17 protein-coding genes are annotated in these 13,543 nt (G+C 70.5%); 9 read left to right on the forward strand and 8 right to left on the reverse strand.

Annotation, left to right across the window (positions count from 1 at the left end; genetic code table 11):
• Positions 1-13 precede the first annotated feature (13 nt).
• Complete coding sequence (locus tag ACZ418_RS00435; protein ID WP_468354633.1) at positions 14-805, forward strand: S16 family serine protease; 792 nt, start codon at positions 14-16, stop codon at positions 803-805.
• A gap of 3 nt (positions 806-808) precedes the next feature.
• On the opposite strand, the gene ACZ418_RS00440 is transcribed toward ACZ418_RS00435, so the two are convergent.
• Genes ACZ418_RS00440 through ACZ418_RS00450 form a run of 3 tightly spaced genes read right to left on the reverse strand, consistent with a single transcriptional unit; the run spans position 809 to position 1,761 of the window.
• The gene (locus ACZ418_RS00440; protein WP_468354636.1) at positions 809-1,084 is read right to left on the reverse strand and encodes a PIN domain-containing protein; all 276 of its coding nucleotides are present in this window, start codon (positions 1,082-1,084) and stop codon (positions 809-811) included.
• An 11-nt stretch (positions 1,085-1,095) separates the two neighbouring features.
• Complete coding sequence (locus ACZ418_RS00445) at positions 1,096-1,257, reverse strand: hypothetical protein (protein WP_468354639.1); 162 nt, start codon at positions 1,255-1,257, stop codon at positions 1,096-1,098.
• 24 nt (positions 1,258-1,281) lie between these two features.
• Complete coding sequence (locus ACZ418_RS00450; protein WP_468354642.1) at positions 1,282-1,761, reverse strand: Lrp/AsnC family transcriptional regulator; 480 nt, start codon at positions 1,759-1,761, stop codon at positions 1,282-1,284.
• 122 nt (positions 1,762-1,883) lie between these two features.
• Here ACZ418_RS00450 and hppD point away from each other — a divergent pair, with 122 nt between their 5' ends.
• Both hppD and ACZ418_RS00460 read left to right on the forward strand, forming a co-directional pair.
• Entirely contained in the window at positions 1,884-3,029 is a 1,146-nt protein-coding gene (gene hppD / locus ACZ418_RS00455) for a 4-hydroxyphenylpyruvate dioxygenase (protein WP_468354647.1), read from the forward strand.
• Between the two features lie 75 nt (positions 3,030-3,104).
• Positions 3,105-4,520 carry an FAD-binding oxidoreductase gene (locus ACZ418_RS00460; protein WP_468354652.1) on the forward strand — a complete coding sequence of 472 codons (1,416 nt, stop codon included), beginning with the start codon at positions 3,105-3,107 and terminating at the stop codon, positions 4,518-4,520.
• Positions 4,521-4,537: 17 nt separating this feature from the next.
• Here ACZ418_RS00460 and ACZ418_RS00465 read toward each other — a convergent pair whose 3' ends face one another.
• Complete coding sequence (locus tag ACZ418_RS00465) at positions 4,538-4,951, reverse strand: SsgA family sporulation/cell division regulator (RefSeq protein WP_468354656.1); 414 nt, start codon at positions 4,949-4,951, stop codon at positions 4,538-4,540.
• Between the two features lie 244 nt (positions 4,952-5,195).
• On the opposite strand from ACZ418_RS00465, the gene ACZ418_RS00470 reads away from it, so the two are divergent.
• Together ACZ418_RS00470 and ACZ418_RS00475 are read left to right on the forward strand one after the other, a co-directional pair.
• Entirely contained in the window at positions 5,196-6,788 is a 1,593-nt protein-coding gene (locus tag ACZ418_RS00470) for an RDD family protein (RefSeq protein ID WP_468354659.1), read from the forward strand.
• Positions 6,789-6,877: 89 nt separating this feature from the next.
• The gene (locus ACZ418_RS00475) at positions 6,878-7,669 is read left to right on the forward strand and encodes an RDD family protein (protein ID WP_468354662.1); all 792 of its coding nucleotides are present in this window, start codon (positions 6,878-6,880) and stop codon (positions 7,667-7,669) included.
• 21 nt (positions 7,670-7,690) lie between these two features.
• On the opposite strand, the gene ACZ418_RS00480 is transcribed toward ACZ418_RS00475, so the two are convergent.
• A complete protein-coding gene (locus ACZ418_RS00480; RefSeq protein WP_468354666.1) occupies positions 7,691-7,948 on the reverse strand; it encodes a hypothetical protein in 258 nt (85 codons plus the stop codon).
• A gap of 143 nt (positions 7,949-8,091) precedes the next feature.
• Positions 8,092-8,235, reverse strand: coding sequence for a hypothetical protein (locus ACZ418_RS00485; RefSeq protein WP_468354669.1), 144 nt, complete (start codon positions 8,233-8,235; stop codon positions 8,092-8,094).
• Positions 8,236-8,351: 116 nt separating this feature from the next.
• Between ACZ418_RS00485 and ACZ418_RS00490 the strand changes: the two genes are divergently transcribed.
• Positions 8,352-8,672, forward strand: a complete 321-nt coding sequence (locus tag ACZ418_RS00490) for a hypothetical protein (protein WP_468354673.1) — start codon at positions 8,352-8,354, stop codon at positions 8,670-8,672.
• 3 nt (positions 8,673-8,675) lie between these two features.
• Here ACZ418_RS00490 and ACZ418_RS00495 read toward each other — a convergent pair whose 3' ends face one another.
• Positions 8,676-9,269 (reverse strand): nicotinamidase, encoded by a 594-nt coding sequence (locus ACZ418_RS00495; RefSeq protein WP_468354676.1) that lies wholly within the window; start codon positions 9,267-9,269, stop codon positions 8,676-8,678.
• 96 nt (positions 9,270-9,365) lie between these two features.
• Complete coding sequence (locus ACZ418_RS00500; protein ID WP_468354679.1) at positions 9,366-10,712, reverse strand: nicotinate phosphoribosyltransferase; 1,347 nt, start codon at positions 10,710-10,712, stop codon at positions 9,366-9,368.
• A 57-nt stretch (positions 10,713-10,769) separates the two neighbouring features.
• Here ACZ418_RS00500 and clpS point away from each other — a divergent pair, with 57 nt between their 5' ends.
• From clpS to ACZ418_RS00515, 3 genes are all read left to right on the forward strand, one after another.
• Positions 10,770-11,087 carry an ATP-dependent Clp protease adapter ClpS gene (gene clpS, locus ACZ418_RS00505; RefSeq protein WP_351809912.1) on the forward strand — a complete coding sequence of 106 codons (318 nt, stop codon included), beginning with the start codon at positions 10,770-10,772 and terminating at the stop codon, positions 11,085-11,087.
• A gap of 13 nt (positions 11,088-11,100) precedes the next feature.
• On the forward strand, positions 11,101-11,706 hold the full coding sequence (locus ACZ418_RS00510) for a DUF2017 domain-containing protein (RefSeq protein WP_468354682.1): 606 nt from the start codon (positions 11,101-11,103) through the stop codon (positions 11,704-11,706).
• A gap of 348 nt (positions 11,707-12,054) precedes the next feature.
• Positions 12,055-13,488 (forward strand): amino acid permease, encoded by a 1,434-nt coding sequence (locus ACZ418_RS00515; RefSeq protein ID WP_468354685.1) that lies wholly within the window; start codon positions 12,055-12,057, stop codon positions 13,486-13,488.
• Positions 13,489-13,543 lie beyond the last annotated feature (55 nt).

Below are 13,543 nucleotides of genomic sequence, written 5' to 3' on the forward strand. Positions count from 1 at the left end.
TTAGATTGATCCCGTGCTCTCACGTCTCACGCGTCCCCAGGCCGTAGCCGTCTGCGCTCTGCCTGTCGTGGCCCTGCTGGCCACGGCGGCGTTCGCGCCGCTGCCGTTCTCGCTGGCGCAGCCCGGGATGACGGCGAACGTGCTCGGCGAGAACAAGGGCGCACAGGTGATCACCGTCTCCGGCGCGCAGGTCCGCAAGACCAGCGGGCAGCTGCGGATGGTGACGATCGAGGCGACCGGCCCGGACGCCACGGTGACCCTCGGGGACGTGGCCGGCAACTGGTTCCGCACCGACCGGGCCGTCATGCCGCGCGACGCGGTCTACCCGAGCGGCAACACCGTCAAGGAGATCGAGAAGCACAACGAGGCGCAGATGCGGCAGTCCCAGGACGCGGCGACCCAGGCGGCGCTGAAGTACCTGGGGCTGAGCGCCGACAAGGTCAAGGTCACGCTGAGGCTCGCCGACGTGGGCGGGCCGAGCGCGGGTCTGCTGTTCACGCTGGGGATCATCGACAAGCTGCACGGCGACGGCAGCGGCGGCGACCTCACGGGCGGCCGCACCATCGCCGGTACGGGCACGATCGACGCCTCCGGCAAGGTCGGCGCGGTCGGCGGAGTGGCCCTCAAGACCCAGGCCGCCCGGCGCGACGGCGCCACGGTCTTCCTGGTCCCGAAGGCCGAGTGCGCCGACGCCAGGGCGGAACTCCCGAAGGGCCTGCGCCTGGTCCCGGTCACCACGCTCAAGGGCGCCGTGAACTCCCTTCAGGCGCTGGAGAACGGCAAGGGATCCGTGCCGAGCTGCTGAGCCTCAGTCGGCTTCCAGGGGATGCTGCCGGCGCAGGCCGGGGAAGCGGGCGAAGTCGCGGTCCGCGGAGTAGAAGGTGGCGCCGGACTCGATGGCAAGGGCGGCGAGGTACGCATCGGAGGCAAGTCCGCCCCGGACTCCCGTCTGCCGGCACAACCGGTCGAAGATCTCCCAGTGCCGAGGGCCCTCGACCACGGGAATGGTGGTCGGTGCTTCGCGCAGGGCCTGCGCCTCGTGCTGGTCAAGGTCCTTGCGGAAGGCGTACACCAGGACGTTCACGCCGCAGAGGATCACTCGAGTCCGTCCATGAGGTCGCGCACGGAGGCGTTGTCATCGAGATTGACGCCGGGGCGCACGCCGCCGCCACCGTAGGTGGGCAGCCTGATGGTGCTCTTGGCCGCCGCCACATCCCGCGCGAACCGGTCCTCGGGGAGGTCGACTGTGGTCCTCATGCATCGAAGTCCAGGGATGGCCCATCATGATGCGTCACTGTCCGCAGCCGCCTGCTCAACCAGCGGGATGATCCGCAGCGGAACCGGGTTCTCCATGACGATCGCCGTGGAGGCCCGGACGATGCCCTCGAAACCGACGACCCGGTCGATCACCCGCTGGAGATCGGCGTTGGAGCGGGCCACCAGACGGCACAGCATGTCGCCGCTGCCCGTGGTGGTCAGCAGCTCCAGCACCTCCGGCACGGTCGCCAAGTGGGCCCTGACATCGGGACCTTGGCCCTGCCGGATCTGCAGTGTGGCGAAGGCCGTCACCGGGTAGCCGAGGGCCGCCGGATCCACCTGCGGACCGAACCCCCTGATGACCCCGTTCGACTGAAGCCGGTCCAGGCGCGCCTGGACCGTGCCCCGGGCGACCCCGAGCCGCCGGGACATCTCCAGCACGCCGATGCGCGGCTCGCGGGCGAGGAGCACGATGATCCGCCCGTCCAGATGATCGATCGCCACGGCACCTCCAGGGATGGGCATCCTGTACAGATAGACCGCCGACACGGTCGTATCACTGAACAGATTGCCCAGTGGAAACGGAAACTATTGCGCACCTTGCAGGGCCGGTCCACGCTTCCGCTATGACGCAGACCACTCACCACACTCCCGACACCGCCCGGCAGGCCGACCCCTTCCCGGTCAAGGGAATGGACGCGGTCGTCTTCGCCGTGGGCAACGCCAAGCAGGCGGCGCACTACTACTCCACCGCCTTCGGCATGAAGCTGGTCGCCTACTCCGGACCGGAGAACGGCAGCCGCGAGACCGCCAGTTATGTGCTCGAGAACGGCTCCGCCCGCTTCGTGTTCACCTCGGTGATCAAGCCGAGCAGCGCCTGGGGCCACTTCCTCGCCCAGCACGTGGCCGAGCACGGCGACGGCGTCATCGACCTGGCCATCGAGGTCCCGGACGCCCGCGCCGCGTACACGTACGCCGTCGAGCACGGCGCGAAGAGCGTCGTCGAGCCGTACGAGCTGAAGGACGAGCACGGCACCGTCGTCCTCGCCGCGATCGCCACCTACGGCGAGACCCGCCACACCCTGGTCGACCGCTCCGGCTACGACGGCCCCTACCTGCCCGGTTACGTCGCCGCCAAGCCGATGGTCGCACCGCCCGCCCAGCGCACCTTCCAGGCCATCGACCACTGCGTCGGCAACGTGGAACTCGGCAGGATGAACGAGTGGGTCGGGTTCTACAACAAGGTCATGGGCTTCACGAACATGAAGGAGTTCGTGGGCGACGACATCGCCACCGAGTACAGCGCGCTGATGTCGAAGGTCGTCGCGGACGGCACCCTCAAGGTCAAGTTCCCGATCAACGAGCCCGCGATCGCCAAGAAGAAGTCCCAGATCGACGAGTACCTGGAGTTCTACGGCGGCGCCGGCGTCCAGCACATCGCGCTGAACACCAACGACATCGTGCAGACGGTCCGCACCATGCGCGCGGCCGGCGTCGAGTTCCTCGACACCCCCGACTCCTACTACGACACCCTTGGCGAGTGGGTCGGAGACACCCGGGTGCCGATCGAGACCCTGCGCGAGCTGAAGATCCTCGCCGACCGTGACGAGGACGGCTATCTGCTGCAGATCTTCACCAAGCCGGTCCAGGACCGGCCGACGGTCTTCTTCGAGATCATCGAACGGCACGGCTCCATGGGCTTCGGCAAGGGCAACTTCAAGGCCCTGTTCGAGGCGATCGAGCGGGAGCAGGCCAAGCGCGGCAACCTGTAGGTCCGTACGGGGTTCAGTCGGGCGGGGCGAGCGCAGTACGGACGGGTTCACACCGGTGGCCGTGAGTGCGACCCTTTGATCATGAGCCGTATCGAAGCGCCCCGCTCCGAAGACGCCGTGGACGCCGGCAACCTCACTGACCGGCTCCTGGCCGGCCTGCCCGCCGAGGCCGTCCTGACCGACCCCGACGTCACCGCCTCCTACGCCAACGACATGGCGAGCTTCTGCCCGGCCGGCACCCCGGCCGTGGTCGTCCTGCCGCGCACCGTCGAACAGGTCCAGCACGTCATGCGCACCGCCACCGCACTGCGCGTCCCGGTGGTCCCGCAGGGCGCCCGCAGCGGCCTGTCCGGCGGTGCCAACGCCACCGACGGCTGCATCGTGCTGTCCCTCACCAAGATGGACCGCATCCTGGAGATCAGCCCCGTCGACCGGATCGCCGTGGTCGAACCCGGCGTGATCAACGCGACCCTCTCCCGCGCGGTCGAGGAACACGGCCTGTACTACCCGCCGGACCCCTCCAGCTGGGAGATGTGCACCATCGGCGGCAACATCGGCACCGGGTCCGGCGGCCTGTGCTGTGTGAAGTACGGGGTCACCGCCGAGTACGTGCTCGGCCTGGACGTGGTGCTGGCCGACGGCCGTCTGATGTCCACCGGCCGCCGCACCGCGAAGGGCGTCGCCGGGTACGACCTCACCCGCCTGTTCGTCGGCTCCGAGGGCTCCCTCGGCATCGTCGTACGGGCCGTGCTGGCGTTGAAGCCCAAGCCGCCGCAGCAGCTGGTGCTGGCCGCCGAGTTCCCCTCCGCGGCCGCCGCCTGCGACGCCGTCTGCCGGATCATGGAGGGCGGTCACGTCCCGTCCCTCCTCGAACTGATGGACCGTACGACCGTCAAGGCGGTCAACGACCTCGCCCACATGGGCCTCCCGGAGACCACCGAGGCGCTGCTGCTGGCCGCCTTCGACACCCCGGACCCGGCCGCCGACCTCGCCGCCGTCGGCGCCCTGTGCGAGGCCGCCGGCGCCACCGAGGTGGTCCCGGCCGAGGACGCGGCCGAGTCCGAGATGCTGCTCAAGGCCCGGCGGCTCTCGCTGACCGCGCTGGAGGCGGTCAAGGGCACGACGATGATCGACGACGTGTGTGTGCCCCGCTCGCAGCTCGGCGCGATGCTGGAGGGCGTCGAGCGGATCGCCGCCAAGTACGACCTGACCATCGGCGTCTGCGCCCACGCCGGCGACGGCAACACCCACCCCACCGTCTGCTTCGACGCGGCGGACGTGGACGAGTCCCGGCGGGCCCGCGAGTCCTTCGACGAGATCATGGCCCTCGGCCTGGAGCTCGGCGGCACCATCACCGGCGAACACGGCGTCGGCGTACTGAAGAAGGAGTGGCTGGCCCGGGAGATCGGCCCGGTCGGGGTCGAGATGCAGCGGGCCGTGAAGCAGGCCTTCGACCCGCTGAACATCCTCAACCCGGGCAAGGTCCTCTGAGCCCCCGGCAGGGCCACTCACCGGGCGAGCAGCTGGTCGAGCGCGTCGTCGATGCCCAGCCGCCCGCCCTCCGCCCCCGGCGGCACGGTCCGCAGCGTCCGCTCCAGCCAGGCCGACACCTGCGGGACCGGCGCCTGAAGCAGCGCGTCCCCGTCCGGCGAGCTCAGCGCCATCAGCACGACACCGCGCCCCTCCACCTTCGTCGGCCACACCCGCACGTCCCCCTGCCCGCACGGCCGGAACACGCCCTCCACCAGCAGGTCGCGGGCGAACGTCCAGTTGACCGGGGACTGCGAGTTGATGTGGAAGGTGATGTGGACGGCGTACGGATCGTCGGAGCGGTAGCTCAGCCGGGCCGGCACCGGGATGCTGCGCTCCGGCGACAGGATGAGCCTCAGTTCCAGCTCCCGCTCCACCACGGTGTGTTGCATGACCTGCGTGTCCTTTCCTTCGGGTCTGTTCGGGCCCGCTCGGAACGGGCCCGCACCGGGGGAGAGGGGGCAGGGGGCGGGCCGTTACGCGGGTTCGGGGAAAGTTTTTTCGCGAACGTGTGAGAGCCGGGCACGGAGTTGCCCGGAAAGGGGTGGGTCCTGCGGGACTGGCGCTGCGGGCTGCCGCGGTCTGATAGATGTGGAGGCTCCCATCCCACCCCCGAGCAGATACGGGACGACGGACATGAGCGCCCCAACCCCGGCCCCAGGTGACGACAGGCCCCGCGAGGGCTACTACCCGGACCCGTCCATCCCCGGATACGTCCGGTACTGGAACGGCGCTTCCTGGGTGCCCGGCACCAGCCGCCCGGCGCCGAAGGACGGCGAACCGCTCACCCCGCCGCCCGGTGTCCGTGCCGCGCCTTCGGCGGTGGAGGAGACGGGCCCCCACTTCTTCGACGAGGACCCCCAGCCGACGCCCTCCGGCCAGGACACCGCCGGTGCATGGACTCCCGACGGCCAGGGCGGAGCCGGCGCCTGGGGCGCGGGGCAGCCGGGTGCCGGTCCGGGTGGTCCGCACGCCGGGCAGGCAGGCGCCGGTGGCCAGGCGGGGCCTGGCGGCCAGGGCGGCCGTAGCGACGGCGGGCCGGGGGAGGGCGAGGAGCAGGACCCCGGCGGCACCTTCCTCTTCCGCCGCCCGGTCCCGGGGCCCGCGGCCGTCAAGGACGACGGCACGATGACGTTCCGCCCGGTACCCGGCCCGGGCCGGCGGGGCCCGCAGGGCTCCGGCCCGGAAGCCGGGGCGGGCTCCGGCTTCGGTGCGCACGGCGCGGCCCAGGGCCCCGGCTTCCGCGCGCCCGCGTCCGGCTCGCAGGCGGCAGCCTCCGGTGGGCCCGGGACGGGCGCGGGCGGCCATGACGCCGGTGCGTCCGGTTCGTCCGCGGGGCCCGGTGGCTTCGGCCCGCAGGCCCCCGGCTCGGGGGCGGCGCCCGGTGGCTTCGGACCGCAGGGCCCCGTCGGCGCGCCGACCCAGCCCTCCGCCGCGTCCTCCCCGAACCCCGCCTCCCCGGCCGACGGCCCCGGCTTCGGTGCCGGCAAGGCCGCCGCCGCCCGCGCCGCCGCCCCGCAGACGCCGCAGGCCCCGTCCGCACAGCCCGCCCAGGCGGCCGTGGCGCCCTCGGTGCCGGCGCAGGGCGGTGCCCCGGTCACCCCGGTGACCAGCGGGCCCGGCGGCGGGCAGGCGTCCTGGGCGCAGCAGGTGCACCAGCTGGCCGGTGGCGCGGACGGGCAGTCCGTGGCGCCGTGGAAGCCGCCGGTGGAGGACCCGTTCCAGGCGGCCGCGCGCCGGCAGGCCGCCGCCCGTCCCGCCGGACTCGGCAAGCGGTTCGCCGCCCGGCTGATCGACACCCTGGTCGTGGGCGCCGTCACGGCGGCCGCCGCCGTGCCGCTCGGCACCAAGGCCGTCGACCATGTCCAGCAGAAGATCGACGCGGCCAGGCTGTCCGGCCGCGAGGTCACCGTCTGGCTGCTCGACGGCACGACCGCCACCAGCCTCGGCATCGTGCTCGCGGTCCTGCTGCTCGCCGGCGTCGGGTACGAGGTGCTGCCGACCGCCAGATGGGGCCGCACCCTCGGCAAGAAGCTGCTGGGGCTCGAAGTGCGGGACATCGAGGCGCACGAGCCCCCCACCTTCGGCCTCGCGCTGCGCCGCTGGCTGGTCTACAGCGTGCCCGGCCTGCTCGGCATCGGGATCGTCGGGGTGTTGTGGTGCCTGTTCGACCGGCCCTGGCACCAGTGCTGGCACGACAAGGCGGCGCACACCTTCGTCGCGGACTGAGTGCGGAACGGGGCGGTCATCCGGACGGCCGTACTCCGTAAGGACGTTCGCCGGATGCGGAGCCGGGGTGTTCGCGGTCCACTCGGGCCATGAGCAGCGAACCGCCCCCCGGCTCCGGAGAGCAGCCCCCGGAGGACGACCCGTTCAGGAAGCGGCCCCCGTCGGAGCGGGGGTCGGGCTCGCCGTACGACACCCCGTACGGCGGTGCCCAGCAGCCTCCGCCACCGGGCGGCGGGCAGCCCCCGGGTGGGGGCCAGCCGCCCCCGTACGGAAGCGGGGAGCCCCCGCCGCCGTACGGCAACCAGCCCCCGCCCCCGTACGGCGGAGACCAGCCGCCTCCCTACGGCGGCGGCCCGTACGAAGGCGCCGGACCCCATGGGGGCGGCCCTTACGGCGCGGGTGCCGGCGGTTACCCCGACGACCCGCTCGCCGGTATGCCCCCGCTTGCCGACAGCGGCAGGCGGACGCTCGCGCGGATCGCCGACATGATCCTCGTCGGCATCGTCGTCTGGCTGCTCATCTGGGCGTTCGGGGTGCGCGCGTACCAGGTCAACGGCGACCACGTCACGGTCGGCAAGTCCGTGGGGCAGTCCTTCATCGCGGTCGTGCTGTTCGTCGCGTACGACACCTTCATGATGAGCAAGTACGGCCAGACCCTCGGCAAGAAGTGGCTCAACTTGCGGGTGGCGAACCTGGACAACGGCGCCACCCCCTCGGTGCAGACCAACCTGATCCGCGCCCTGGTGCTGTGGGTGCCGTTCGCCTTCTGCTGTCTCTGCATCTGGACGGCGATCTGCGGCGGCTGGAGCTACTTCGACAAGCCCTACAAGCAGGGGCTGCACGACAAGGCGGCCAAGACGGTGGTGGTCAGCACAGGTTGAGCGAACGTCATGGGCGCCCGTTCACAGGGCCGTCGACACCGGCTGCTCCTGGGGCGCGGGCTCGGCGGACTCGGCCGGTGTCCGGTCCGGTGCCCCGGTGGTGCGGACCTTCGGCAGCGGCACCGTCATCGCCACGAGCAGCCCGAGGGCCAGCGCCGCGAGGGCGATGACGCTGACCCCGAGGCCCGAACTCGTCTGGGACAGCAGCAGCATGGCGAGCGTCGAGAAGATCACGGTGCACGAACCGTAAACGAGCTGTGCGGCGGTCGGACGAGGCATGGCAATCGTTTCCTCGGAAGTCTTCGGGGGATTCGATTCTTCGGATGGGCGTGCCATTCGACTCTCTTCGCGTGCATGCCCGAGCCAGGCACCCGGTAAGCGTGACCTAACCCACGGTACCGGTGCACAGGGGGCGCACGGAGTCATGGGGTGGAGGCATAGGCCGCGAGCAGGTTCGTGAAACGAACGCAGTTCACTGACACCGACACCGAGATCACGATCGTCAAGGAGGCCGAGAACGGCTCGGTGATCTTGCGCAAGGTCGGCCCCGCGCTGAAGTGGTCCACGTTTTCGCAGGTCAGACGCGTATCGGCGGCGACCCCTTGGCGGGTCGCCGCCGATCGTGTTTAGGTGCGTCCTGTGGACCGCTTATTGACACCGACCGAAACGGGGATGTGACCGCATGGCCGCTGGAGGCTTCTGCAAGCTGCCGAACGGCACGGTCGTGGTGGCGCTGAATCTGCCCTACGGCTCCGCCGCGGTGCGGGTACTGGTGCACGCCCAGAACCGCGCCCGAGCCCTGACCAGGCTCCGCAACCTGGGGTTGCGCGCGATCTACCTCCGGGGGAACGCCGCGCCCCCGACACCGGACGAGATCACGGCCGTGCTGCACCATCCGGACGGCCTGATATGGCGCACGGCACCGACGGACAACGGTGTCATCGTGAACGAGCTGTGGCACCCGATCCGGACACTGCTTCGCAGGTCAGCGGTGGTTCAGTGACCCTCAGCCACTGACCACGGGCTTGCCCGTGAGTTCCACGCCCGCCTCCCGCAGCTCCTCCAGTGCCCTCTCCGTCGTCTCCGCGGCCACCCCCGCTGTGAGGTCCAGCAGGACCTGGGTGCGGAAGCCCTCCCGCGCGGCGTCCAGGGCCGTGGCGCGTACGCAGTGGTCCGTGGCTATGCCGACCACGTCGACCTCGTCGATATGGCGGGCGTGGAGCCAGTCGGCCAGCGGTGTGCCGTTCTCCTCCTTGCCCTCGAAGCCGCTGTAGGCCGCCGAGTACTCCCCCTTGGAGAAGACCGCGTCGACCGCGCCGGAGGCGACGGCGGGGGCGAAGTTGGGGTGGAAGCCCACCCCCTCCGTGCCCGCGACACAGTGCGCGGGCCAGGAGTGGACGAAGTCGGGGTTGTCGGCGAAGTGGCCGCCGGGCGCGATGTGGTGGTCGCGGGTGGCCACCACATGGCGGTATCCGCTGCCCCCGGTCTGGCCGATCAGTTCCGTGATGGCGGCGGCCACGTCCGCACCCCCGGCCACCGCGAGACTGCCTCCCTCGCAGAAGTCGTTCTGCACATCTACGACGATCAAGGCGCGGCGCATGGTGGGTGTCCTTCGACTGAGGATTAAGTAACTGAGCCTAGAGACTTACGGGCCCGTAGGGGAGAGGGCGTGGGCGGGGCGGACGGCGGTCCCGCTTTAGCTACCCGAGCGCCCCTGGACGTACTCCGTCGGAATGACAGGTTCCCCTCGGGAGAGCTGGGTGGCGGAGAGGGGAAGGTTCGCGCGGGCGGCGATGTGGCGGTCGCGCGGTACGTCCAGTGGCTCGCGGGCCACGACGTCCCCGCCCTTGATCAGCTCCACCAGCAGTTGGCGGTCGGCGAGGTCCGCCGGGACCGGGCCGGTGCCCACCACCTCGGCCTCCGCCACCCCGTCCTCGTCCAGCCGGCGCGCCGCCCACTTGCGGCCCCCGATGGAGGTCTTGCCGCCGCTGGACTTCTTCGCGACCGGCACCAGCGGCACCTTCGGGTCGCCGGACTCGGCGCGGGCGACCAGCTTGTAGACCATGGAGCAGGTCGGATGCCCGGAGCCGGTCACCAGCTGGGTGCCGACGCCGTACGCGTCCACGGGAGCGGCGGCGAGGGAGGCGATCGCGTACTCGTCCAGGTCGGAGGTGACGACGATCTTGGTGCTGGCCGCGCCGAGCTCGTCCAGCTGCTGGCGCACCCGGTGGGCGACGAGCAGCAGGTCGCCGGAGTCGATGCGGACCGCGCCCAGCTCGGGGCCGGCCACCTCCACCGCCGTACGGACGGCCTCGGCGACGTCGTAGGTGTCCACGAGCAGGGTGGTGCCCCGGCCGAGGGTGTCGACCTGGGCCTGGAAGGCGTCCCGCTCGCGGTCGTGGAGCAGGGTGAAGGCGTGGGCCGAGGTGCCGACCGTCGGGATGCCGTAGCGGAAGCCGGCCGCGAGGTCGGAGGTGGTCGCGAAGCCGCCGACGTACGCGGCGCGCGCGGCGGCGACCGCCGCCAGCTCGTGGGTGCGGCGGGCGCCCATCTCGATCAGCGGGCGCTCCCCGGCGGCGGAGGCCATCCGGGAGGCGGCCGCGGCGATCGCGGAGTCGTGGTTGAGGATGGAGAGAATCACCGTCTCCAGCAGCACGCACTCGGCGAAGGTGCCCTCGACGCGCATGATCGGCGAGCCGGGGAAGTAGACCTCGCCCTCGGGGTAGCCCCAGATGTCCCCGCTGAAGCGGTAGTCGGCGAGCCACTTCAGGGTCCGCTCGTCGACGATCTGCCGCTCGGCCAGGAAGCCGAGGACGCCCGCGTCGAAGCGGAAGTTCTCCACCGCGTCCAGGACACGCCCGGTGCCCGCCACCACGCCGTAGCGGCGTCCGTCCGGCAGGCGCCTGGTGAAGACCTCGAACACGCTCCGCCGTTCGGCCGTACCGGCCTTCAGGGCCGCCTGCAGCATGGTCAGCTCGTACTGGTCGGTGAAGAGCGCCGTCGAGGGAACGTCCACCGGCAGCCCAAGGTCCGCTGTGTTCATGACTGGGGATCGTACTCCCTTTTCGTCGGTGTGACGATTTTTCCTAGCCGTGGCAGCATGGGCAATGTGACGTCACCCGCGCCCCTAGAGATCGAACGCACCGAGTCGGCGGAGGAGGTCTTCGCCGTACCCGAGCCCGACGTCCCCTGGGTCACGATCGTGCACAACGACCCGGTCAACCTCATGAGCTACGTGACGTATGTCTTCCAGTCGTACTTCGGGTACTCGAAGGACAAAGCCACCAAGCTCATGCTCGACGTCCACCACAAGGGCCGGGCGGTCGTCTCCAGCGGGACTCGCGAGGAGATGGAGCGCGACGTGCAGGCGATGCACGGCTACGGTCTGTGGGCCACCCTGCAGCAGGACCGGAAGTAGCGAACTCATTTACATGCCCGGACATTTCGAACCGCTCCCCGGCGGCGGCGCGGCCGTCGCGCTCGACGACGTCGAGATCTCCATCATCCGGTCGCTGGCCGTCCAGCTCCTGGAGCTCATCGGCCCCGGGCCGGGCGCCGACAGCCCCAAGGACCCGCTCGCCGAGCTGTTCGCGGAGGGCCCGAGCGAACCGCCCGCCGACCCGGTGCTCAGAAGACTCTTCCCGGACGCCTACATCGACCCGGAGCAGGCCCCGGACTCGCCCGCCGATGCCGAGGAGCAGCAGGCGCACTCCGCCGAGTTCCGCCGGTACACCGAGAACGACCTGCGCGCCGGCAAGCGTGAGAACGCGCTCGCGGTGATCCGCGCCCTGGACGCGCTCACCCCGGTGGACGAGGGCGGGGCGGTGCTGAAGCTGGCGCCGGCGGAGTCCCGGCAGTGGCTCGGCGCCCTCAACGACCTGCGGCTCGCTATCGGCACCCGGCTGGAGATCACCGACGAGGACGACACCGATCTGCTCTACCGGCTCCCGGACGAGGACCCGCGCAAGCCGATGGTGATGGCCTATCTGTGGCTGGGCGGGCTCCAGGAGACCCTGGTCAACACGCTAATGGCGTAATCCCGGCATTTTACACTGCCGGGTGTTCGCTCAGCGGACGCTCAAATCCGGATAACGATCCCGTCACCGTTGCGGCCTGGTTTGCCGCATTCGAGCGCTCTTTGCCCCCTTTTCCCTGTGTGATGCGCCACATCACGCCCCCGTGATCAATGTTGCGGCCGTGATAAATCTTCACGACCGCCCGGCCGACACCACCCATGTTCGGCCGGGTGCGCCACCGAGCCGACGACCGTCGGCCAGGCACGGGCGGACCTGGAAACCCGCCCAGCTCCAGCAATCCGGGGGGATCGAAACCCGATCCGAGGCCGACGAAAGGCCCGGGTCGGCATGGAGAAAGGCGCACCACACATGACCTCAGCGCAGGTCGACCAGCTTCGCGACGGCAAGGACGCCGCGCCGGCCGACAGCGAGGGCGGCGAGGGATACCAGCGCGGGCTCGGGTCCCGGCAGATCCAGATGATCGCCATCGGCGGTGCCATCGGCACCGGCCTGTTCCTCGGCGCGGGCAAGGGCATTTCCAAGGCGGGCCCCAGTCTCATCCTGGCCTACGCCATCGCGGGCCTCGTCATCTTCCTGATCATGCGGGCGCTCGGCGAACTGCTGATGTACCGCCCGGTGTCGGGTTCGTTCTCGGAGTACGCGCGCGAGTTCATCGGCCCCTTCGCGGGCTTCGTCACCGGCTGGACGTACTGGCTGTTCTGGGTGGTCACCGGCATCACCGAGGTCACGGCCGCGGCCGCCTACATGACGTACTGGTTCGACATCCCGCAGTGGGTGTCGGCCCTGATCTTCACGATCGTGCTGTACGGCGCCAACCTGATCTCCGTGAAGCTCTTCGGTGAGCTGGAGTTCTGGTTCTCCATGGTCAAGGTCACCGCGATCATCGGCATGATCCTGATCTGCGCCGGCATCCTCACGATCGGCTTCTCCGACGCGGGCAGGACCGCCTCGGTGAGCCACCTGTGGAGCGACGGCGGCTTCTTCCCGCACGGCGTCGGCAACACGCTGATGACCCTGCAGATGGTCATGTTCGCCTTCCTCGCCGTCGAGCTGGTCGGCGTCACCGCGGGCGAGTCCAAGGACCCCGAGAAGGTGCTGCCCAAGGCCATCAACACCGTGCCGTGGCGTATCGCCGTCTTCTACGTCGGCGCGCTGATCATGATCCTCTCGGTCGTGCCGTGGACGAACTTCCACCCGGGGGTGAGCCCCTTCGTGGCCGCCTTCCAGAAGATGGGCCTGGCCGCCGGCGCCGGCATCGTGAACTTCGTCGTCCTCACGGCCGCGCTGTCCTCCTGCAACTCCGGCATGTACTCCACCGGCCGCATGCTGCGCGACCTGGCGCTCAACAGCCAGGGCCCGAAGTTCTTCACCAAGCTGACGCGCAGCGGTACCCCGCTGGCCGGCACGACGTTCTCCGCCGCGCTCATGCTGGTCGGCGTCTGGATCAACTACCAGTGGCCGGGCGAGGCGTTCGACTACGTCGTCTCCTTCGCGACCATCTCCGGCATGTGGGCCTGGATCGTCATTCTGGTCTGCCAGATCCGCTACCGGGCGAAGGCGAACCGCGGGCTGCTTCCGCAGAGCGGGTTCCGCGCGCCGGGGGCGCCGTACACGAGCGTCTTCGCGCTGGCGTTCATCCTGATGGTGATCGTGCTCATGGGCATCGACAAGGACGCCCGGGTGTCGCTTTACTGTGCTCCGCTGTGGGCCGCGATCCTCGGCGTCTCCTACTGGGTGCTCAAGCGCCGCAACCCGGAGGCCGCGGCCTTCCGCAAGCGCTGACCATCCCCCAGGGACGTCCGGCCGCACGGGGCTCTCGTGGTGCCCCGCTGCGGCT

The sequence above is a fragment of the Streptomyces sp. NPDC030820 genome (assembly GCF_055572075.1).

Coding starts and splice junctions, on each gene's coding strand:
- ACZ418_RS00445 (WP_468354639.1), bottom strand. CDS start 1,257: ATGAGGACCACAGTCGACCTCCCCGAGGACCGGTTCGCGCGGGATGTG.
- hppD (WP_468354647.1), top strand. CDS start 1,884: ATGACGCAGACCACTCACCACACTCCCGACACCGCCCGGCAGGCCGAC.
- ACZ418_RS00465 (WP_468354656.1), bottom strand. CDS start 4,951: ATGCAACACACCGTGGTGGAGCGGGAGCTGGAACTGAGGCTCATCCTG.
- ACZ418_RS00470 (WP_468354659.1), top strand. CDS start 5,196: ATGAGCGCCCCAACCCCGGCCCCAGGTGACGACAGGCCCCGCGAGGGC.
- ACZ418_RS00475 (WP_468354662.1), top strand. CDS start 6,878: ATGAGCAGCGAACCGCCCCCCGGCTCCGGAGAGCAGCCCCCGGAGGAC.
- ACZ418_RS00480 (WP_468354666.1), bottom strand. CDS start 7,948: ATGCCTCGTCCGACCGCCGCACAGCTCGTTTACGGTTCGTGCACCGTG.
- ACZ418_RS00490 (WP_468354673.1), top strand. CDS start 8,352: ATGGCCGCTGGAGGCTTCTGCAAGCTGCCGAACGGCACGGTCGTGGTG.
- ACZ418_RS00495 (WP_468354676.1), bottom strand. CDS start 9,269: ATGCGCCGCGCCTTGATCGTCGTAGATGTGCAGAACGACTTCTGCGAG.
- ACZ418_RS00500 (WP_468354679.1), bottom strand. CDS start 10,712: ATGAACACAGCGGACCTTGGGCTGCCGGTGGACGTTCCCTCGACGGCG.
- clpS (WP_351809912.1), top strand. CDS start 10,770: ATGGGCAATGTGACGTCACCCGCGCCCCTAGAGATCGAACGCACCGAG.
- ACZ418_RS00510 (WP_468354682.1), top strand. CDS start 11,101: ATGCCCGGACATTTCGAACCGCTCCCCGGCGGCGGCGCGGCCGTCGCG.
- ACZ418_RS00515 (WP_468354685.1), top strand. CDS start 12,055: ATGACCTCAGCGCAGGTCGACCAGCTTCGCGACGGCAAGGACGCCGCG.